Source organism: Enterobacter sp. BNK-8 (assembly GCF_048685095.1).
Classification (GTDB): Bacteria; Pseudomonadota; Gammaproteobacteria; order Enterobacterales; family Enterobacteriaceae; genus Enterobacter; species Enterobacter quasiroggenkampii.
Genome location: NZ_JBLQTN010000001.1, coordinates 3,009,316 through 3,028,720, shown reverse-complemented (window position 1 = coordinate 3,028,720; position 19,405 = coordinate 3,009,316). Strand labels below are relative to the sequence as shown.

Annotated in this window: 18 protein-coding genes and 1 tRNA gene; 14 read left to right on the top strand and 5 right to left on the bottom strand. The window is 56.1% G+C overall.

Annotated elements, in window-relative coordinates; genetic code table 11:
* Positions 1-14: 14 nt before the first annotated feature.
* Together ACMGGU_RS14625 and ACMGGU_RS14620 are read left to right on the top strand one after the other, a co-directional pair.
* Positions 15-485 carry a hypothetical protein gene (locus ACMGGU_RS14625; RefSeq protein WP_252076875.1) on the top strand — a complete coding sequence of 157 codons (471 nt, stop codon included), beginning with the start codon at positions 15-17 and terminating at the stop codon, positions 483-485.
* Between the two features lie 91 nt (positions 486-576).
* The gene (locus tag ACMGGU_RS14620; protein ID WP_420300682.1) at positions 577-1,908 is read left to right on the top strand and encodes a VasL domain-containing protein; all 1,332 of its coding nucleotides are present in this window, start codon (positions 577-579) and stop codon (positions 1,906-1,908) included.
* 49 nt (positions 1,909-1,957) lie between these two features.
* Here the strand turns inward: ACMGGU_RS14620 and ACMGGU_RS14615 are convergent.
* A tRNA-Arg gene (locus tag ACMGGU_RS14615) sits at positions 1,958-2,029 on the bottom strand.
* Between the two features lie 75 nt (positions 2,030-2,104).
* Positions 2,105-3,034, bottom strand: coding sequence for a formate/nitrite transporter family protein (locus ACMGGU_RS14610; RefSeq protein ID WP_045908749.1), 930 nt, complete (start codon positions 3,032-3,034; stop codon positions 2,105-2,107).
* Positions 3,035-3,349: 315 nt separating this feature from the next.
* Here ACMGGU_RS14610 and mlaA point away from each other — a divergent pair, with 315 nt between their 5' ends.
* On the top strand, positions 3,350-4,102 hold the full coding sequence (gene mlaA / locus ACMGGU_RS14605) for a phospholipid-binding lipoprotein MlaA (protein WP_023336447.1): 753 nt from the start codon (positions 3,350-3,352) through the stop codon (positions 4,100-4,102).
* A gap of 44 nt (positions 4,103-4,146) precedes the next feature.
* On the opposite strand, the gene fadL is transcribed toward mlaA, so the two are convergent.
* Entirely contained in the window at positions 4,147-5,430 is a 1,284-nt protein-coding gene (gene fadL, locus ACMGGU_RS14600; protein ID WP_045908748.1) for a long-chain fatty acid transporter FadL, read from the bottom strand.
* Positions 5,431-5,802: 372 nt separating this feature from the next.
* Here fadL and ACMGGU_RS14595 point away from each other — a divergent pair, with 372 nt between their 5' ends.
* The 4 genes from ACMGGU_RS14595 to sixA all read left to right on the top strand — a co-directional run bounded on the left by ACMGGU_RS14595 (position 5,803) and on the right by sixA (position 10,486).
* On the top strand, positions 5,803-6,087 hold the full coding sequence (locus tag ACMGGU_RS14595; protein WP_023336445.1) for a YfcZ/YiiS family protein: 285 nt from the start codon (positions 5,803-5,805) through the stop codon (positions 6,085-6,087).
* Positions 6,088-6,333: 246 nt separating this feature from the next.
* Positions 6,334-7,644, top strand: a complete 1,311-nt coding sequence (gene fadI / locus ACMGGU_RS14590) for an acetyl-CoA C-acyltransferase FadI (RefSeq protein ID WP_021241580.1) — start codon at positions 6,334-6,336, stop codon at positions 7,642-7,644.
* On the top strand, positions 7,644-9,791 hold the full coding sequence (gene fadJ / locus ACMGGU_RS14585) for a fatty acid oxidation complex subunit alpha FadJ (protein WP_420300681.1): 2,148 nt from the start codon (positions 7,644-7,646) through the stop codon (positions 9,789-9,791). Before fadI ends, fadJ begins: the two co-directional genes overlap by 1 nt.
* Before the next feature lie 209 nt (positions 9,792-10,000).
* A complete protein-coding gene (sixA, locus tag ACMGGU_RS14580; RefSeq protein ID WP_262790487.1) occupies positions 10,001-10,486 on the top strand; it encodes a phosphohistidine phosphatase SixA in 486 nt (161 codons plus the stop codon).
* A 49-nt stretch (positions 10,487-10,535) separates the two neighbouring features.
* On the opposite strand, the gene smrB is transcribed toward sixA, so the two are convergent.
* Positions 10,536-11,087: an endonuclease SmrB gene (gene smrB, locus ACMGGU_RS14575; protein ID WP_008502613.1), complete on the bottom strand. Its 552-nt coding sequence runs from the start codon at positions 11,085-11,087 to the stop codon at positions 10,536-10,538.
* Positions 11,088-11,232: 145 nt separating this feature from the next.
* Here smrB and prmB point away from each other — a divergent pair, with 145 nt between their 5' ends.
* Genes prmB through ACMGGU_RS14545 form a run of 6 tightly spaced genes read left to right on the top strand, consistent with a single transcriptional unit; the run spans position 11,233 to position 15,781 of the window.
* Entirely contained in the window at positions 11,233-12,165 is a 933-nt protein-coding gene (gene prmB / locus ACMGGU_RS14570) for a 50S ribosomal protein L3 N(5)-glutamine methyltransferase (RefSeq protein WP_008502612.1), read from the top strand.
* Positions 12,166-12,225: 60 nt separating this feature from the next.
* Entirely contained in the window at positions 12,226-13,311 is a 1,086-nt protein-coding gene (aroC, locus tag ACMGGU_RS14565) for a chorismate synthase (RefSeq protein ID WP_045908745.1), read from the top strand.
* 2 nt (positions 13,312-13,313) lie between these two features.
* Entirely contained in the window at positions 13,314-14,138 is an 825-nt protein-coding gene (gene mepA, locus ACMGGU_RS14560) for a penicillin-insensitive murein endopeptidase (protein WP_420300680.1), read from the top strand.
* Positions 14,138-14,947 (top strand): sulfite exporter TauE/SafE family protein, encoded by an 810-nt coding sequence (locus tag ACMGGU_RS14555; RefSeq protein WP_045908744.1) that lies wholly within the window; start codon positions 14,138-14,140, stop codon positions 14,945-14,947. Before mepA ends, ACMGGU_RS14555 begins: the two co-directional genes overlap by 1 nt.
* Positions 14,947-15,492 carry an elongation factor P hydroxylase gene (locus ACMGGU_RS14550; RefSeq protein WP_048029666.1) on the top strand — a complete coding sequence of 182 codons (546 nt, stop codon included), beginning with the start codon at positions 14,947-14,949 and terminating at the stop codon, positions 15,490-15,492. The genes ACMGGU_RS14555 and ACMGGU_RS14550 overlap by 1 nt, the downstream gene beginning before the upstream one ends.
* Before the next feature lie 13 nt (positions 15,493-15,505).
* Positions 15,506-15,781: a YfcL family protein gene (locus ACMGGU_RS14545; RefSeq protein WP_008502607.1), complete on the top strand. Its 276-nt coding sequence runs from the start codon at positions 15,506-15,508 to the stop codon at positions 15,779-15,781.
* Positions 15,782-15,844: 63 nt separating this feature from the next.
* Here the strand turns inward: ACMGGU_RS14545 and mnmC are convergent, their stop codons facing one another.
* Positions 15,845-17,842, bottom strand: coding sequence for a bifunctional tRNA (5-methylaminomethyl-2-thiouridine)(34)-methyltransferase MnmD/FAD-dependent 5-carboxymethylaminomethyl-2-thiouridine(34) oxidoreductase MnmC (mnmC, locus tag ACMGGU_RS14540; RefSeq protein WP_420300679.1), 1,998 nt, complete (start codon positions 17,840-17,842; stop codon positions 15,845-15,847).
* Positions 17,843-18,000: 158 nt separating this feature from the next.
* On the opposite strand from mnmC, the gene fabB reads away from it, so the two are divergent.
* Positions 18,001-19,218, top strand: coding sequence for a beta-ketoacyl-ACP synthase I (gene fabB, locus ACMGGU_RS14535; RefSeq protein ID WP_014832795.1), 1,218 nt, complete (start codon positions 18,001-18,003; stop codon positions 19,216-19,218).
* Positions 19,219-19,405 lie beyond the last annotated feature (187 nt).

The following is a 19,405-nucleotide window of genomic DNA, read 5'->3' as shown; positions in this document are numbered from 1 at the left end:
GGTCCGATAACATCATGTCTGTAAAATTACAGTTCCTGAAGAAGTTGCAGGCACGCCAACCTGCACCTGTTCCTGCCATCAGCAAGAGTCAGGCTGATATTGCAGAGTTTCGCCAGCGAATGGCCCAGCTTCAGGAGCAAATGGACGCGTGGCTGACGGATACGGGACTGAATGTGGAGCCACTGACCGTATCCGTTCCGGATCTGCTGGTGGAGGGCGGGGCTTTTGAGATTTCCGGTATCGTTTTGCGCTATGACAGCCGGGCAGTCAACTTTATGCCGATCTTTCTGTATGGACAGGGCGTCGCCGGTTGTGTCGAGGTGACTTTCTGTTCCGGGGACAAGGTGATTTCTCAAGGACGCCTGTTCATGCGGGTGGGGAACGCAAATGGCTGGATCTTTACTCCGCCTGATACCTTATCCCGGTCCGGACAACTATTTGATGAAGGTGTATTTTTCGGTCTGATTTTAGCGCTGCTGCCATAGCGATATTTATGAGTCATTGCACTTTTAAACGCAAAATAGCCCCTCACATCAACTGACGAAATTAACCACTCGGATATGCAGGCCCTCCAGGATGACCACACATATAACGTTAAAAACCGGCGGCGACCCGCGCACGCTGCCAGATTACGCCGCCCTCCGCGATGAGCTCAGCAAGCTGACGCATCCTGCTCGCCCGGATGTAAACTGGCAATATGTCGAAAAACGCTGTCTCTCTCTGTTTGAACAAAACGGTGTGGAGTTGCAGACTGCGGCCTGGTACACCCTTGCCCGGACTCACCTGTCTGGATTGGCTGGCCTGAACGAAGGGCTGGCGATTCTGGAGGCCCTGATTAGCCATCAATGGGACGTTTTCTGGCCGAAGACGCTACATACTCGTCTGGAAATCCTTACCGGCCTGAGCCAGCGACTGCAGCAGCGTATGCGTATACTTCCACTCAACAACAGCCATCTTAGCGAGCTTTATAGCACTGAAGCGTTGCTTACCCGCCTGAGTGCGGTGCTCCAGCGCCTTGAACTGAAACACCTAAGCCAGTTCGATACGTTACGAACAATGATACGTTCGAATGCTGAACGGCTGGAAAGCAGTAATGACGCATCAGATCAGAATGCACGCATGATGCCCGGTTGCGAAATACCTCAGGAAAGGGCAGAGCCGGTTGACGACGTGAAATGGGTCTATGTTGTGCAGCAGGAAAATCAGCCTGATGCAGAGGGGCTTACGACAGCGCACGGGGCGGTCAGACCATGGAAGCCCTTTGTCGCCGGGATGTGTTCTATGCTGGTGGTCTGCGTCGCCGTGGCGTGGGGAGGGGGCTTTCTGTCCAGACCCGATCCCTTAACGACTCAGGCTGTTGCCTCGCTGGCGCCGTTACCTGAAGCGCTTACACCTGCTCAGCAAGAGGCGTTAGCACAGCGAGGCACTTTATCGTCCACGTTTATCACAGAAACGCAGCAGCAGCTTGCCCGACTGGATAAGTTGCCCCCTGACTGGAATATTTCCTACAGCCTTCAGCTGTTAGCGCAACTCCAGACGGTGCGGCCGGAGGAGGCGAAGCCGCTCGCCGTGCAGTGGCAGCAAAAATTTAACGCGGCAGCGTTGCCTGCTGAGGCCATGAACAGCTGGTATCAGGGAATGATGAAGCTTCAGCAACTGAGCCATCGGCTGAGTAGTCTGGATGAGCAGAAGGGAAAATATATCACGGTGAGTGAGCTTAAATCGGTGGTTTTTTCGACTATACAGTCATTTAACCAAACAATACCGGCTGAAGAACAACTCAGACGCCTGTCACAGCATCCCGCAGGAGGTGTGCTTCCTGAAGCTGAAAAGACCCAGCTGGAGTTGCGTCTTAAACAGCTGGCAACGCGTTACGCTCAAATAAAACGGGATTCTTCTTCGCAGTGAATTCTGCGGTGGACAGGCGAATGTGTTCAACAACGCGTGGAGTTCAAAGTGTCCCCTGCAGGAATCGAACCTGCAACTAGCCCTTAGGAGGGGCTCGTTATATCCATTTAACTAAGGGGACGAGGCGGCACGAGTATAGCCTTATTTACACTATGCGTTAAGCGCATCGCCGCCTGACTGCTCAAAGAGTCACCATTCAGGACGATTTTTTTGTCGATTTATCATCATTTTCCCGCGCCTTGAGCTCAGCTTTGCGTTTGTTCGACATGTCGTTACGGATTTGGGCATGGCTTAACAGCGCGAAGATAAACGTTCCGCCGCAGATGTTACCCGCCAGCGTCGGTAGGGCGAACGGCCAGAAAAAATCGCTCCAGTGAAGCGTACCGTTAAAGACCAGATACAGTATTTCAACGGTACCGACCACGATATGCGTGGTATCAGCCAGCGCAATCAGCCAGGTCATCAATATAATCACCACAATTTTGGCGCTCCCTGCTGAAGGAAACATCCAGACCATTGTGGCGATGATCCAACCGGAGATGATGGCATTCGAGAACATCTCCACCGGCGTGTTTTTCATCACATCCATGCCGATTTTTACAAACGCGTCCCGGGTGGGTTCATCAAAGATCGGCATGTATTCAAACGCCCAGGCCGCGATGCCTGTGCCGATGATATTACCCAGCAGGACGACGCTCCACAGACGCATCAATAAACCGAAGTTGCCGAGGGTAGGGTTTTGCATTACCGGCAGAACGGCGGTCACCGTGTTCTCGGTAAACAGCTGCTGGCGGGCCATAATGACAATCACAAAGCCGAAGGTATAGCCGAGATTCTCGAGTAAAAAACCGCCGGGTACGCCTTCCAGCTGAACATGAAATATCCCTTTGGCGAGCAGAGATGCGCCCATTGAGAGCCCAGCGGCGATAGCTGACCAGAAGAGGGCCATGGCATCGCGCTCCATCTCTTTTTCACCGTCCTGGCGGATATGCTCGTGGATGGCCATCGCGCGGGAAGGCAGGCGATCTTCATCAATTTCTATTTTCTCGCCGCGCGCTTTCTCCTCGCTTTCAATTTCAATTTCCTCATTGCTCTCGCCAATCTTTTCTTCGCCCACTTCTTTCATATCTGCTCCCGGAGGTTGATCTTTCTGTTAAGCGTAGCGGCTTTTGTCGGGATGCCTGTGGGGATGCTCTTAAATTGGCGGCAATGACAACAAAGGTGATACATCTCTTTCAAAGACATTATAAAATTGCCAGCGAAACGAATTCCAAAAGCCAGGCTATGCTGAGATCAGAGTCACGGTGGTTACTGCCCGTAATTGTGCTCATAGACATCGGTAAACGTGCTGTTACAATCGCTTGCACGTTTACAGACGGAGCGTCAACGGCTCCGTTACGGATGGCAATCAACGATAGCCATACTGAACAGGGAGATATTTATGAAACTTCGGCTGTCGGCGCTTGCGCTGGGCGCGACGATGCTTGTGGGCTGCGCCAGCTCCGGGGAGCAAACGGGACGCTCCGATCCTCTCGAAGGATTTAACCGCTCCATGTATAGCTTCAACTACAACGTGCTGGACCCGTATGTGGTTCGCCCGGTGGCAGTGGCATGGCGCGATTATGTTCCACAACCCGCGCGTAACGGGTTAAGTAACTTTACCAGCAACCTCGAAGAGCCTGCGGTAATGGTGAACTACTTCCTGCAGGGCGACCCGTATCAGGGGATGGTGCACTTTACCCGCTTCTTCCTGAACTCCATTCTGGGGATGGGCGGCTTTATTGACGTCGCTGGCATGGCGAACCCGAAACTGCAGCGTGAACAGCCGCACCGTTTTGGTAGTACGCTGGGGCATTATGGCGTCGGCTACGGCCCTTACGTTCATCTGCCGTTCTATGGCAGCTTCACTGTGCGTGATGATGGCGGTGATATGGTCGATACGCTGTATCCGGTTCTGTCGTGGCTGACCTGGCCGCTGTCGGTAGGTAAATGGACGGTGGAAGGGATTGAAACCCGTGCGCAACTGCTCGACTCTGACGGTCTGCTGCGCCAGTCTTCTGACCCGTACATTATGGTGCGTGAAGCGTACTTCCAGAATCATGACTTTATTGCCAACGGCGGTAAGCTGAAGCCGGAAGAGAATCCAAACGCGAAGGCTATCGAAAACGAACTAAAAGATATCGATTCCGAGTAAATAAAAAAGGTGAGCAATGCTCACCTTTTTTGATTCCAGTACGATTAGAACGCGTAGTTGAAGTTCGTACCGAACAGCCAGGCTTTACCTTCAGAGGTAAACTCGTAAGGGCCTTCCTGGAACGTGACTTTCTGACCGTGCATATAAGAAACGCCCGCATCGATGGATGCATTCTCGTTGAACGCATATGTCGCGCCAGCACTTAACCAGAAGCGGTCCTGATCCGGAATGGAAATAGAACGCTTGTCTGCCGGAACCGGGCTGTCGTCAAATGCGATACCGGAGCGGAAAGTCCAGTTTTTATCGTAGTAGTAGGTGGTACCCAACGCAATACGATAGGCGTCGTGGAAGCTTTCGTCCTTATAGAACAGCGTTTGACCATTGGTTCCGGTCGCTTTCAGCTCCTGGAACTGGCTCCAGCTGGTATAGGCCAGGCTATAGTGGATCGCCCATTGAGGTGCAACGCGGTTGTAACCGGACACTTCCCACATTTCTGGCAAATGCAGTGACAGTGAACCTGGAACGGTCTGGTTTGACGTTCCCCAAGGAATGGTGGTACCCGCACCAGGAACCAGGTTGTTCACCGGCTTCAGGATGCCGCTCTTGTAATCGCCGTCGAAGTCAATTTTCACTTCGGAACGATAGGTCAGGCCCCAACGGTTGTTTTTGTCCAGCTCGTACAGGATACCGGCGTTCCAGCCATAGCCCCACTCATCACCTTCAAGACTGGCAATTTTATTGCTGTTTTTTGGCAGGCGAGCAGTTTGCTCTCCGGAGTAACGTTCAATTTTGGCATCGGCGTAGACGGCGTCAAAGCCCAGACCAAAGCTCCAGTTATCGTTCAGGCGATAAGCACCGCTCAGGTTCAGGTTCAGCGTAGTAAGGTCTGTTTTACCGCCGTATTCACCAGCCGGATAGTTGCTATTGAACTCGGTAGCAAGGCCGTAGTTAGAGGTTACGGATGCTCCCCAGCCAAACTGTTCATTGATAGGTGCAACGAAGTGCAGGTTAGGGACCCATGCTGTTGGGGCAATATTGTCCGCTTTAAGGCTCGCACCAGTGAATGGCGACTTGCCTGAAATGTTGACATCAGGATCGATATAAACCGCACCAGCAGAGAAGGTCGGACGATCAAACATCATGATCAATGCAGGGTTACGACTCGCGTTACCCGCATCATCCGCAATCGCACCTTCCCCCGAATACGCGCGGCCAAGGCCAGAGGAAGAAAATTCGTTTAACTGAAAGCCCGCTGACCATGCGGAAGTGGAGACGAGTGCCACTGCGACTGCCAGCGCAGTCTTGTTGAACAGGGTTTTCTGGCTCATGACCATAACCTCATTGAGTTATTTTTATTCAATAATTGTTACATACCGTAACAGGAGCGCGAAGTGTAGGGTCTGAGGTATGACAGACAAATCAGACCAGTGGCCAGAGTATAGGTCCGACCAGCCTAAATGTTGCAAGTTTGTTTATTAATATTTTCAAACATGTTTCGTGAAACGAGATCTGGTTGGCAAAATTGTGACCATCGCGACTCACCCAAAAGGGTGGTTTTTGTTTTAGATCATTTTTTAGTGTGATATTGGTCACTTATCCGATTTTGCGCCATTAACGGCTGGAGAGAGCCCGAGCCGGGGCGTAAAATAGCAGCATCGTGTTTATCTCGCGCGCTGCGCGAATACAGAGGAAATTGAGCTATGAGTAAATGCAGTGCTGATGAAACCCCGGTTTGCTGCTGTATGGATGTTGGGACCATCATGGACAACACCGATTGCACCGCGTCTTACAGCCGTGTGTTCACCAACCGCGCCGAAGCGGAAGAGACCCTGGCCGCGCTGAGCAAGCGTGCGCGTGATGTTGAATCCGATCCGTGTGAAATCAAGTCGACCTTTACCGAAGTGGAAGGCGGCGTGAAGCTGGACATCGACTTTGTTTTCGCTTGCGAAGCAGAAACGCTGATTTTCCAACTGGGTCTGCGTTAATCCTTTTTGCCCGGCGGCGCTTCGCTTGCACGGGCCTACGATCGTGTAGGCCGGGTAAGGCAACGCCGCCACCCGGCAACATACTGCACAAATGCCCCTACCATGCAGGGGCATTTTCTTTTTCTTCTCTGTGTTTTAGCTCGCATTTTTTCGTTTCCCCGATTGGCTGAATGTAAAAAAATGGTTAAGACTATTATCAGGTCAGACCACTTTGCGTTTGCGAAAATTTTTTTACAGGGGAGTGTTATGAGTCAGGCATTACCGCTTATTACCCGTCAGGGCGATCGCATTGCCATAGTCAGTGGATTGCGCACGCCATTTGCGCGTCAGGCAACGGCGTTCCATGGCATACCGGCCGTCGACCTGGGGAAAATGGTAGTGGGGGAGATGCTGGCTCGCAGCGAAATTCCGCCGGAGGTCATCGAACAGCTGGTTTTTGGCCAGGTCGTGCAGATGCCTGAAGCCCCCAACATCGCGCGGGAAATCGTCCTCGGTACCGGGATGAATGTTCATACCGACGCCTACAGCGTCAGCCGCGCCTGCGCAACCAGCTTCCAGGCCGTGGCGAATGTCGCCGAAAGTCTGATGGCGGGTACCATTCGCGCCGGGATAGCGGGTGGAGCGGACTCCTCTTCGGTACTGCCGATTGGGGTCAGTAAAAAGCTGGCGCGTATCCTGGTCGATGCCAACAAAGCCCGCACGACGGGTCAGAAGCTCAAACTCTTCTCGCGTTTACGTCTGCGCGATCTGATGCCTGTCCCCCCTGCCGTAGCGGAATATTCCACCGGCCTGCGCATGGGCGATACCGCCGAGCAGATGGCGAAAACCTACGGCATTACCCGTGAACAGCAGGATGCGCTGGCGCATCGCTCGCATCAGCTTGCGGCAAAGGCCTGGTCGGAAGGCAAACTGACCGACGAGGTCATGACCGCCTACATTCCGCCCTATCGCGAACCGCTTGCGGAAGATAACAATATTCGCGGCACCTCAACGCTGGCGGATTACGCCAAACTGCGCCCGGCGTTTGACCGCAAGCACGGCACCGTGACGGCGGCAAACAGTACGCCGCTGACGGACGGGGCTGCCGCCGTGATCCTGATGACGGAATCCCGTGCGAAGGAGTTGGGCATTACTCCCCTGGGCTATTTGCGCAGCTACGCCTTCACCGCCATTGACGTCTGGCAGGACATGCTGTTAGGTCCGGCGTGGTCCACGCCGCTGGCGCTGGATCGCGCGGGGCTGACGCTGGCTGATTTAACCCTGATTGATATGCACGAAGCGTTTGCCGCACAAACCCTGGCAAACGTCCAACTGCTGGCAAGCGAGCGTTTCGCACGCGATGTGCTGGGCCGCGCCCATGCCACAGGCGAAGTGGATCAGAGTAAATTCAACGTGCTGGGCGGTTCTATCGCCTACGGTCATCCGTTTGCCGCCACCGGCGCGCGAATGATCACGCAAACATTACATGAACTCCGTCGCCGTGGCGGCGGGTTTGGCCTTGTAACTGCCTGTGCGGCGGGCGGCCTTGGCGCAGCAATGGTTCTGGAGGCTGAATAATGGATATGCCATCTGCATTTAATCTGACGGTTCGCCTCGATAACGTGGCCGTTATCACTATTGATGTGCCTGATGAAAAGATGAATACCCTGAAGGCCGAATTTGGCGTTCAGGTGCGCGCGATGCTAAAGCAGATCCGTGAGAACAAAGCCATTCGCGGCCTGGTGTTTATCTCTGCCAAACCCGACAACTTTATAGCCGGGGCGGATATTAACATGATCGCCCGGGCGCAAAGCGCGCTGGAGGCCGAAAAGCTGGCGCGTCAGGGCCAGCAGGTGATGGCGGAGATCAACAGCCTGCCGATCCCGGTTATCGCCGCGATCCACGGGGCGTGTCTGGGCGGTGGGCTGGAGCTGGCGCTGGCCTGCCATAGCCGTATATGTACCGACGATCCGAAAACCATTCTGGGCCTGCCGGAGGTGCAGCTGGGGCTGCTGCCTGGCTCCGGCGGAACGCAACGTCTGCCGCGCCTGGTGGGCGTCAGCACGGCGCTGGAGATGATCTTAACCGGTAAACAGCTGCGTGCCCGTCAGGCGCTGAAAGCCGGTCTGGTCGATGACGTCGTGCCACAGTCCATTTTGCTGGAGGCCGCCGTTGAGCTTGCGCTGAAAGGGCGTCAGGCAAGACGTCCTCTGCCGGTTCGCGAGCGCGTGCTGGCCGGCCCGCTGGGCAGAACGCTCCTGTTCAACATGGTGGGCAAAAAGACCGAACAAAAGACCAAAGGCAATTACCCGGCGGCAAAGCGGATCCTGGATGTGATCGAAACCGGGCTGTCGCAGGGCAGCAGCAGCGGCTATGCCGCGGAGGCCAAAGCCTTTGGCGAACTGGCGATGACGCCGCAGTCACAGGCGCTGCGCAGCATCTTCTTCGCCAGCACTGAGGTGAAAAAAGACCCGGGCAGCGAGGCATCGCCTGCGCCGCTGCGTGCCATTGGCGTGCTGGGTGGGGGGCTTATGGGCGGCGGTATCGCTTTTGTTACCGCAAGCAAAGGCAAATTGCCGGTACGCATCAAAGACATAACTCCTAAAGGGATCAACCACGCGCTGCAGTACAGCTGGCAGAACCTTGATCAAAAGGTCAGGCGCCGCCATATCAAGGCAAGCGAGCGTGATAAAACCCTGGCGATGATCTCCGGCACAACGGATTACAGCGGTTTTGCGCACCGCGATCTGGTGATTGAAGCCGTGTTTGAGGATCTGGCGCTTAAGCAGCAGATGGTGGCAGACATTGAGCAGCATTGCGCCCCGCACACCATTTTTGCTTCTAACACGTCGTCATTACCGATTGGCGATATCGCGGCAAAAGCCGCGCGTCCGGAGCAGGTGATCGGACTGCACTTCTTTAGCCCGGTAGAAAAAATGCCGCTGGTGGAAGTTATTCCACATGCGACCACCAGCCCGCAAACCATCGCCACGGTAGTCAAACTTGCGAAGAAGCAGGGTAAAACGCCGATCGTGGTCGCAGACAAAGCTGGCTTCTACGTCAACCGCATTCTGGCGCCCTACATTAATGAAGCCATGCGGCTGCTGACGGAAGGCGAGAAGATCGAGCACGTCGACGAGGCGCTGGTAAAGTTTGGTTTCCCCGTGGGCCCAATCCAACTTTTGGATGAGGTGGGAATAGACACCGGCACTAAAATTATACCTGTACTGGAGGCGGCTTATGGCGATCGTTTTAGCCCGCCTGCAAACATTGTTTCTGCAATTTTGAAGGACGATCGCAAAGGCAGAAAAAATGAACGCGGTTTCTATCTTTACGGCGCGAAAGGGCGTAAAAGCAAGAAACAGGTCGACCCTTCGGTTTATGGGCTTATTTCGACCACCGGTCAGGGAAAACTGTCCGCCGTTCAGTGCGCTGAACGCTGCGTGATGATGATGCTCAATGAAGCGGCACGCTGCTTTGGTGAACAGGTAATCAAAAGCGCGCGCGATGGCGACATCGGCGCGGTATTTGGCATTGGTTTCCCGCCGTTCCTTGGCGGCCCGTTCCGTTACATGGATACGCTCGGCGCGGGTGAAGTGGTTGCTATCCTGCAACGTCTGGCTTCGCAATATGGTCCACGCTTTACACCGTGTGACGAATTATTGCAGATGGCGGAACGGGGCCAGACATTTTGGCCTGCAAGGGAAACTGTCCTCGTAAGCTGAGGTCAAAGAAGGGTAAATCCTGAAGTGAATGAACCTGTTCTGGCGATTTTGTAAACAGAGATTGACTATACTTACGCCATTGAGGTAAAAAACAGCGTTTCATTCACCGAATGGATCAGGCACAATGCCCGGCCATCGGGTTTTCTACCTCTCAGCATTTATCGCGGGTAGTTAACGCCGGTGATTCTGGTTAACAAAAGCGGTGCAATATGCAAGTTTTTATCATGCGTCACGGCGACGCGGCACTCGATGCCGCCAGTGACTCAGTACGTCCTTTGACCGTGTGTGGCTGCGACGAATCTCGTCAGATGGCGACCTGGCTTAAAGGTCAAAAAGTGGACATCGAACGCGTTCTGGTGAGTCCGTACCTGCGTGCTGAACAGACGCTGGAGGTGGTAGGGGAGTGCATGAACCTGCCGACCAGCGTGGATGTTCTTCCTGAACTCACCCCCTGTGGCGATGTAGGCCTTGTCAGTGCCTATCTTCAGGCGCTGTGCAATGAAGGTGTTGCGTCCGCGCTGGTCATTTCCCACCTGCCACTGGTTGGCTATCTGGTATCTGAGCTGTGCCCGGGCGAAACGCCGCCGATGTTCACGACATCCGCCATTGCCAATGTGTCTCTGGACGAAACGGGTAAAGGTGTCTTTAACTGGCAAATGAGTCCGTGCAACCTGAGGATGGCAAAAGCCATCTGACGTGACGTGTGATTGTGCGGGGGCGCAAAACAGGCCTCCCGCTGTCCTGTCAGGGTAATTCTGGCGGCTGCCACTCTTCCACTTCAATCAACACCAGCAATGCGGCATCTCCGCCGTACTCTTTGGGTGCCTGATGAAACGCCATCACGTGTGGATGCTGAGCCAGCCACAGCGGCGTCTGCTGCTTGAGGATATGCTTACCGTGGCCGTGCATCACGCAGGCGCAAAAAACATGTTCGCGGCGACAGGCGGCGATCAAGGCCCCCAGCTCCTGTTTTGCCTGCATCTGAGTTAAACCATGCAGATCGAGAAACAGCTCCGGCGAATAATCTCCGCGACGTAACTTTTTCAGTTCAAAATGGCTGACGTCTTCGCGCACGTACTTCACAGCACCTTGCGTATTGAGCAGCGGCTGAAATTCATCTGAAAAATAGTGGCTGTTATCCGCCTGCTCCTGCAGCAGCCGTTTGACCGGGACTTCGCTGATTTTTTTACGCTGCGGGCGATGAACAATCGTGTCCTGCGCGATTTTCCGCGTCCCGGTCATTAGCTGGCGGAAGAGCGCCTGATCCTCCTCGCTGAGCGATGTTTTCTTTTTCATTCGTCATTCTCATCTCGTATTTCCGATAGTGTACCCGACTAAACGCATTTTTTAACCTCAAGCGGTACGCGTCATTGCTGATTTATCGCCGTCTTCATGGCAAACTAGCCGCCGAAAATTATGCGAGCATGCCCTGGAGGAAAGAGTGGATAAAATATTTGTCGATGAAGCAGTAAACGAGCTGCATACCATACAGGACATGTTGCGCTGGTCGGTTAGCCGCTTCAGCGCCGCCAATATCTGGTACGGACACGGTACCGACAACCCGTGGGATGAGGCCGTGCAGCTGGTGCTGCCGTCACTCTATCTGCCGCTGGATATTCCGGAAGACATGCGCACCGCGCGCCTGACCTCCAGCGAAAAACACCGCATCGTTGAGCGCGTGATCCGCCGCGTCAACGAACGCATCCCGGTCGCCTACCTGACCAACAAAGCCTGGTTCTGCGGTCACGAGTTCTATGTCGATGAACGCGTGCTGGTGCCGCGCTCGCCGATTGGTGAGCTGATTAACAACCACTTTGAAGGCCTGATCGGCCATCAGCCGCAGCACATCCTGGATATGTGTACCGGCAGCGGCTGTATCGCCATTGCCTGCGCTTACGCCTTCCCGGAAGCGGAAGTCGATGCCGTCGATATCTCCACCGATGCGCTGGCCGTGACCGAGCACAACATTGAAGAGCACGGCCTGATCCATCACGTCACGCCAATTCGCTCCGATCTGTTCCGCGATCTGCCGACGCTGCAGTACGATCTGATCGTCACTAACCCGCCGTACGTCGATGCGGAAGACATGTCCGATCTGCCGAACGAATACCGTCACGAGCCGGAGCTGGGTCTGGCCTCAGGATCTGACGGCCTGAAGCTGACCCGCCGCATTCTGGCCTGCGCGCCGGATTATCTGACCGACGACGGCGTTCTGATTTGTGAAGTGGGCAACAGCATGGTACATCTGATAGAGCAGTACCCGGATGTGCCGTTCACCTGGCTTGAGTTCGACAACGGCGGTGACGGCGTCTTTATGCTGACCAAAGCGCAGCTGCTCGACGCGCGCGAGCACTTCAGCATCTATAAAGATTAATCCAGCGGGCTTCGGTCCGTTTCACAACGCTCAAACACAAACAACAACATCGGAGCCGTGATGGCAGGAAACAGTATTGGACAGGTATTCCGCGTGACCACCTTTGGCGAGTCGCACGGGCTGGCGCTGGGCTGTATCGTTGATGGCGTACCGCCAGGCATCGAACTGACCGAAGCCGATTTGCAACACGACCTTGACCGTCGTCGTCCGGGCACCTCTCGCTACACCACGCAGCGTCGCGAGCCGGACCAGGTCAAAATTCTCTCCGGCGTCTTTGAAGGACGCACTACAGGCACCAGCATTGGTCTGCTGATTGAAAACACCGATCAGCGCTCCCAGGACTACGGCGCCATCAAAGACGTGTTCCGTCCGGGCCATGCCGACTATACCTACGAACAAAAGTACGGCTTCCGCGACTATCGCGGCGGCGGACGTTCTTCTGCGCGTGAAACCGCGATGCGCGTGGCGGCGGGTGCCATTGCCAAAAAATACCTGCAGCAGAAATTTGGCATCGTTATCCGCGGCTGTCTGACCCAGATGGGCGACATTCCGCTGGCGATCAAAGACTGGGATCTGGTCGAGCAAAACCCGTTCTTCTGTGCCGATGCCGACAAGCTGGATGCGCTGGACGAACTGATGCGAGGCCTGAAAAAAGAGGGCGACTCCATCGGGGCGAAAGTGACCGTGGTGGCCGACGGCGTCCCGCCAGGCTGGGGCGAGCCGGTATTTGACCGTCTCGACGCCGACATCGCCCACGCGCTGATGAGCATCAACGCGGTGAAGGGCGTTGAGATTGGCGACGGTTTTGACGTGGTATCCCTGCGCGGCAGCCAGAATCGCGACGAGATCACGAAAGCGGGCTTCCAGAGCAACCACGCGGGCGGCATTCTGGGCGGTATCAGCAGCGGGCAGCAGATTATTGCCAACATCGCGCTGAAGCCAACCTCCAGCATTACCGTGCCGGGCCACACGATTAACCGCGATGGCGAAGAAGTTGAGATGATCACCAAAGGACGTCACGATCCGTGCGTGGGGATCCGCGCGGTGCCGATCGCAGAGGCGATGCTGGCGATCGTGCTGATGGATCACTTCCTGCGCCAGCGCGCGCAGAATGCGGATGTGACGACCACCATTCCACGCTGGTAAACATGAAAAAAACCGCAATTGCTCTGCTGGCGCTGCTGGCCAGTGGAGCCAGTCTGGCCGCGACGCCATGGCAAAAAATCACCCACCCGGTGGCGGGGAGCGCGCAGTCCATCGGCGCCTTTTCCAACGGCTGTATCATCGGCGCGCAGGAACTTCCACTGCAATCAGACACCTATCAGGTGATGCGTACCGACCAGCGTCGCTATTTTGGCCACCCGGATCTGGTGCTGTTTATTCAGCGTCTTGGCAACCAGGTGCATAACCTGGGGCTGGGCACGATGCTGATCGGTGATATGGGGATGCCTGCCGGCGGGCGTTTTAATGGGGGACACGCCAGTCACCAGACCGGACTGGATGTCGATATCTTCCTGCAGCTGCCGAAAGCGCGCTGGAGTTCAGCGCAGCTGCTGAAGCCGCAGGCGCTGGATCTGGTGGCGAGCGACGGCAAGCGCGTTGTGCCGTCCCTGTGGACGCGAGAGGTCTCCAGCATGATCAAGCTGGCGGCAGAAGATAACGACGTCACGCGGATTTTCGTCAACCCGGCCATCAAGCAGCAGCTCTGCCTGGATGCCGGAACGGACCGCGACTGGCTGCGCAAAGTGCGCCCGTGGTTCCAGCATCGCGCGCACATGCACGTTCGCCTGCGTTGCCCGGCGAACAGCCTGGAATGTGAAGATCAGCCGCTTCCGCCGCCAGGCGATGGCTGCGGTGCGGAACTGCAAAGCTGGTTTGAACCGGCAAAACCTGGAACCTCTAAGCCTGAGAAGAAGACACCGCCTCCGTTGCCGCCTTCCTGCCAGGCGCTACTGGATGAGCATGTACTTTAATGGATAATTTCGTCGATCTGTTTATGGTGTCACCGCTGCTGCTGGTGGTGCTTTTCTTCGTGGCCATGCTGGCCGGTTTTATTGATGCCCTTGCGGGCGGCGGTGGGTTATTAACCGTACCCGCGCTGCTGGCGGCGGGCATGAGCCCGGCGCAGGCGCTTGCCACCAACAAGCTGCAGGCCTGCGGCGGCTCGCTCTCAGCGTCGCTCTATTTTATCCGCCGCAAGGTGGTGAGCCTGGCCGACCAGAAGCTCAATATCCTGATGACCTTTATTGGTTCCACGTCGGGCGCGCTGCTGGTTCAGCACGTGCAGTCGGATATTTTGCGCCAGATCCTGCCGGTTCTGGTCATCTGCATCGGGCTTTATTTCCTGCTGATGCCGAAGCTCGGCGAGGAAGACCGCCAGCGTCGTCTGCACGGTCTGCCGTTTGCCCTGATTGCCGGGGGCTGCGTCGGCTTTTACGACGGTTTCTTCGGCCCGGGGGCGGGCTCGTTTTACGCGCTGGCGTTCGTGACGCTGGCCGGGTTTAACCTCGCCAAGTCGACCGCTCATGCCAAAGTGCTCAACGCGACGTCGAACCTTGGCGGTCTGCTGCTGTTTATCATTGGCGGCAAGGTCATCTGGGCAACCGGATTCGTCATGATGGCAGGGCAGTTCCTGGGCGCGCGCGCGGGTTCGCGTCTGGTGTTAAGCAAAGGACAAAAGCTGATTCGACCTATGATCGTCATCGTCTCGGCCGTAATGAGCGCCAAACTTCTTTATGACAGCCATGGACAGGAGATCCTCACCTGGTTGGGGATGCATTAATGAACAGTACGCATAAATACGAACAGCTGATTGAGATTTTTGACGGCTGTTTTGCTGACGATTTTAATACCCGTCTGATTAAAGGCGACGACGAACCGATCTATCTTCCTGCTGATGCAGAGGTTCCGTATAACCGCATCGTCTTTGCGCACGGCTTTTACGCCAGCGGTTTGCACGAAATTTCGCACTGGTGCATCGCCGGAAAAGCGCGTCGCGAGCTGGTGGACTTTGGTTACTGGTACTGCCCGGACGGGCGTGACGCCGCAACGCAGGGGCAGTTTGAGGATGTGGAAGTGAAGCCGCAGGCGCTGGAATGGCTATTCTGCGTCGCGGCGGGTTTCCCGTTCAACGTGAGCTGTGACAACCTCGAAGGCGACTTCGAGCCAGACCGTATCGTCTTCCAGCGCCGCGTGCATGCGCAGGTGATGGACTATCTTGAGAAAGGCATCCCGGAACGTCCGGCGCGCCTGATTGAGGCCTTACAGAATTATTACCACACGCCGGTGATCACGGCGGAATGCTTCCCTTGGCCGGAAGATCTTTAACAGAGGAAAGAAGATGATCGCAGAATTTGAATCACGCATTCTGGCGTTAATTGATGACATGGTGGAACACGCCAGCGATGATGAGCTGTTCGCCAGCGGTTATCTGCGTGGTCACCTGACGCTCGCGGTAGCTGAGCTGGAAGCAGGTGATGATCACTCTGCCGACGCTGTTCATGAGGAAGTGACCCGCAGTCTGGAGAAAGCCATTCAGGCCGGGGAACTTTCTCCGCGCGACCAGTCTCTGGTGCTGGGCATGTGGGACAATTTATTCCAGCAGGCTAAACGCTAAGCCGCCGCCTTCTCTTCCCTCTCCCTGTGGGAGAGGGTTAGGGTGAGGGCACCAGGCCGCACCTTACTTAACCTTCTTCCCCTTCAGCAGTTTCCGTACCCATAATCGATTCGGATTCAGGCCCGCAAGCGTAACCCTGTCCAGCGGAATCGGCTCGTCGCTCATCTGCGCGGCTAACACTTCGGCCAGCAGCGGGGCAGAGCACAGCCCGCGGGAACCCAGTCCGCCCAGCATAAACAGCTCTGGATAGACCGGTGAAGTCACCGCCGTTTCCTGGTGTTCAGCCAGATCCTCATAGGCCGCAAGCGTCGCCTCGTAGTCCGGCACGTTGCCCGCCATCGGCAGATGATCGCGGGTGGCGCAGCGCACGCCGCAGCGCGCGTCACCCTCGCTAACGTCGACCTCTTGCGCCCACGCCGCATCCGGGAAACAGTCAATCAGGCGCTGGCGGTTTTGCAACTGATCCGCCTCGCTGTAGTGCATCTCCGTTTCGCCACGATGATAGCTGGCCCCGATGCAGTGATGGCCGTTAGAGGGATTTTGCGGCGTCAGATAGCCGTCATAGCACAGCACCTGGCGCAGTTTGCCGAGCGCAGGCGCGGTCGGGATATGGCTCACCTGGCCGCCGACCGGATAAACCGGCAACGTCGCTGTCTGAATAAACTGGCTGATGTGATGCCCGTTGGCCAGCACAACGCTGGCATGGCTCGCCTCCCTGCCATCAGCGAAACGCAGATCCCAGTGTTCTGTCCGGGTGAGCGATTCCACCTTGTGGCCATACTGCACCGTCAGCCCTCGCGACTGCGCCAGGGCAATGACCGCCGCGGTCAGTTCGGCCGGGCACAGCCAGCCGCCGAGCGGATACTGAATGCCCCCACACCCGGTTTCCACGCCAGCGGTGTCTTTAACCTCTTGCGCGCTCACCGCGCGGGCAATCTCTTCGGGCAGGCCCAAAGAGAGCATCTGCGCGATCTTCTGCTGGCTCTTTTCATCCCAGCCAAGCTGCGTGACGCCGCACCAGTCATGGTCGAACGCCACCGGAAGCGCGTCATACAGGCGACGGGCGAAGGTAAACGCTGCCGGGAAAAACTGGAACAGGGCCGGGTCGTGCGCGCTTAAAAGCGGATAGAGTGCCCCCTGACGGTTGCCGGACGCGCCGCTGGCGGGCGCGTCGTCAGCGCAGTAGAGCGTGACCTGCCAGCCACGCTGGAGAAGCGCGAGCGAGAGCAGGGCGCTGGCGATCCCGCCGCCAACGAGCGCCACGTCGCGCGATACGCTGGCGCGGCGCGCAAACCAGGGCGTCTGAGCGGGGATGTCCAGCGTCTGCTCCATCCTGCCGACCAGCATGTCGCGTTTGCGGCCAAAGCCTTTGGTCTTCTGCATGGTAAAGCCCGCCTCCTGCAACCCACGGCGGACAAAGCCCGCCGAGGTGAAGGTGGCAAGCGTTGCGCCAGGGCGAGCCAGCCGCGCCATCGCGTTAAACAGATGCTGGCTCCACATGTCCGGGTTTTTGGCGGGAGCAAAACCGTCCAGGAACCACGCGTCGACCTTCTGATTCATCGAATCATCGAGCCTGTCGGTCAGGTCGTTGATGTCGCCGAGCCATAAATCCAGCGTGACGCGTCCGCCGTCCAGCATCAGACGGTGACAGCCGCCGATGTGGGGCGGCCACTGCGCCTGAAGCTGCTCCGCCCAGGGCGCAAGCTCCGGCCAGCGCTGGTGGGCAAGCCGCAGATCGTGCGCGGTGAGCGGGAATTTTTCGAAACTGATGAAATGTAATCTTTGTAGCGTAGCCTCGGGGTGAGCAGCGTGGAACTGGTTAAACGCCTGCCAGAGGGTTAAAAAATTCAGCCCGGTGCCGAATCCACTTTCCGCGACCACAAACAGGCTCCGCGGGTGCGCCGGGAAGCGGGTGCTGAGCTGGTTTCCGTCGAGGAAAACATAGCGAGTTTCTTCGAGTCCGTTATCATTAGAAAAATAGACATCATCAAAATCTCGGGAAACAGGTGTACCCTCAGCGTTGAATTCGAGGTTGGCGGGTTGTATAGCGTTTTGTTTCACGTAAGTTACTCGTCTGACAGGCAGTGGCACGATCTTAACGATGTGAGTCCATCGGTGCAAATTTCCGCAGAAAATGTCTGATCGGACTTGTTCGGCGTACAAGTGTACGCTATTGTGCGACTCGAAACTTACTATAGTGCGACTTACAGAGGTATTGAATGAAACGTGCAGTGATTACTGGCCTGGGCATTGTTTCCAGCATCGGTAATAACCAGCAGGAAGTCCTGGCATCTCTGCGTGAAGGACGCTCCGGGATCACTTTCTCTGAAGAGTTTAAAGATTCAGGTATGCGTAGCCACGTATGGGGTAACGTCAAACTGGACACCACCGGTTTGATTGACCGCAAAGTGGTTCGTTTCATGAACGATGCCTCTATTTATGCTTATCTCTCCATGCAGGAAGCGATCAAAGATTCTGGCCTGAGCGAAGAGGTTTATCAGAACAACCCGCGCGTGGGTCTGATCGCTGGTTCCGGCGGCTCATCTAAAGCGCAGGTATTTGGTGCTGACGCAATGCGTAGCCCGCGTGGTCTGAAAGCGGTAGGTCCGTACGTGGTGACTAAAGCCATGGGTTCTGCGGTTTCCGCATGCCTGGCGACCCCGTTCAAAATCCACGGTGTGAACTACTCCATCAGCTCTGCGTGTGCGACTTCCGCGCACTGCATCGGTAATGCTGTTGAGCAGATCCAGCTGGGTAAACAGGACATCGTATTTGCTGGCGGCGGCGAAGAGCTGGGCTGGGAAATGGCCTGCGAATTCGACGCGATGGGCGCACTGTCCACCAAGTACAATGAGACTCCGGACAAAGCTTCCCGTACCTACGATGCGCACCGTGACGGTTTCGTCATCGCGGGCGGCGGCGGTATGGTTGTGGTTGAAGAGCTGGAACACGCCCTGGCACGTGGTGCGCACATCTATGCTGAGATCGTGGGCTACGGTGCAACGTCTGACGGCGCCGACATGGTTGCGCCATCCGGTGAAGGCGCGGTGCGCTGCATGAAGATGGCGATGCACGGCGTTGACACCCCAATCGACTACCTGAACTCTCACGGTACCTCTACGCCGGTAGGCGACGTGAAAGAGCTGGGTGCGATCCGCGAAGTCTTCGGCGACAACAGCCCGGCGATCTCTGCGACCAAAGCCATGACCGGTCACTCTCTGGGTGCGGCTGGCGTTCAGGAAGCGATCTACTCTCTGCTGATGCTGGAAAACGGCTTTATCGCCCCAAGCATCAATATCGAAGAGATGGACGAGCAGGCTGCTGGCCTGAACATCGTGACCAAACCAACGGAAGCGACGCTGACTACCGTCATGTCTAACAGCTTCGGTTTCGGCGGCACCAACGCCACGCTGGTCATGCGTAAGCTGAAAGCATAAGTTTTATGTTTGATTCAGAAGGGGAGCCATAAGGCTCCCTTTTTTTATGCATTGACAAGCAGCTGATCTCACAGGCAAACTGCACCACTCAACATTATCCTCACGATAATGCGTAAGCGTTTAACGTCAACCAACGCACCTTAATCCTGATAATCAGGTAGAGGGGGCGTGGCATTTCCCCGCCTTA

Excerpts from the sequence above, each read along its gene's own strand:
- ACMGGU_RS14625 (WP_252076875.1), top strand. The coding sequence starts at position 15 with ATGTCTGTAAAATTACAGTTCCTGAAGAAGTTGCAGGCACGCCAACCT.
- ACMGGU_RS14620 (WP_420300682.1), top strand. The coding sequence starts at position 577 with ATGACCACACATATAACGTTAAAAACCGGCGGCGACCCGCGCACGCTG.
- ACMGGU_RS14610 (WP_045908749.1), bottom strand. The coding sequence starts at position 3,034 with ATGAAAGAAGTGGGCGAAGAAAAGATTGGCGAGAGCAATGAGGAAATT.
- mlaA (WP_023336447.1), top strand. The coding sequence starts at position 3,350 with ATGAAACTTCGGCTGTCGGCGCTTGCGCTGGGCGCGACGATGCTTGTG.
- fadL (WP_045908748.1), bottom strand. The coding sequence starts at position 5,430 with ATGAGCCAGAAAACCCTGTTCAACAAGACTGCGCTGGCAGTCGCAGTG.
- ACMGGU_RS14595 (WP_023336445.1), top strand. The coding sequence starts at position 5,803 with ATGAGTAAATGCAGTGCTGATGAAACCCCGGTTTGCTGCTGTATGGAT.
- fadI (WP_021241580.1), top strand. The coding sequence starts at position 6,334 with ATGAGTCAGGCATTACCGCTTATTACCCGTCAGGGCGATCGCATTGCC.
- fadJ (WP_420300681.1), top strand. The coding sequence starts at position 7,644 with ATGGATATGCCATCTGCATTTAATCTGACGGTTCGCCTCGATAACGTG.
- sixA (WP_262790487.1), top strand. The coding sequence starts at position 10,001 with ATGCAAGTTTTTATCATGCGTCACGGCGACGCGGCACTCGATGCCGCC.
- smrB (WP_008502613.1), bottom strand. The coding sequence starts at position 11,087 with ATGAAAAAGAAAACATCGCTCAGCGAGGAGGATCAGGCGCTCTTCCGC.
- aroC (WP_045908745.1), top strand. The coding sequence starts at position 12,226 with ATGGCAGGAAACAGTATTGGACAGGTATTCCGCGTGACCACCTTTGGC.
- mepA (WP_420300680.1), top strand. The coding sequence starts at position 13,314 with ATGAAAAAAACCGCAATTGCTCTGCTGGCGCTGCTGGCCAGTGGAGCC.
- ACMGGU_RS14555 (WP_045908744.1), top strand. The coding sequence starts at position 14,138 with ATGGATAATTTCGTCGATCTGTTTATGGTGTCACCGCTGCTGCTGGTG.
- ACMGGU_RS14550 (WP_048029666.1), top strand. The coding sequence starts at position 14,947 with ATGAACAGTACGCATAAATACGAACAGCTGATTGAGATTTTTGACGGC.
- ACMGGU_RS14545 (WP_008502607.1), top strand. The coding sequence starts at position 15,506 with ATGATCGCAGAATTTGAATCACGCATTCTGGCGTTAATTGATGACATG.
- fabB (WP_014832795.1), top strand. The coding sequence starts at position 18,001 with ATGAAACGTGCAGTGATTACTGGCCTGGGCATTGTTTCCAGCATCGGT.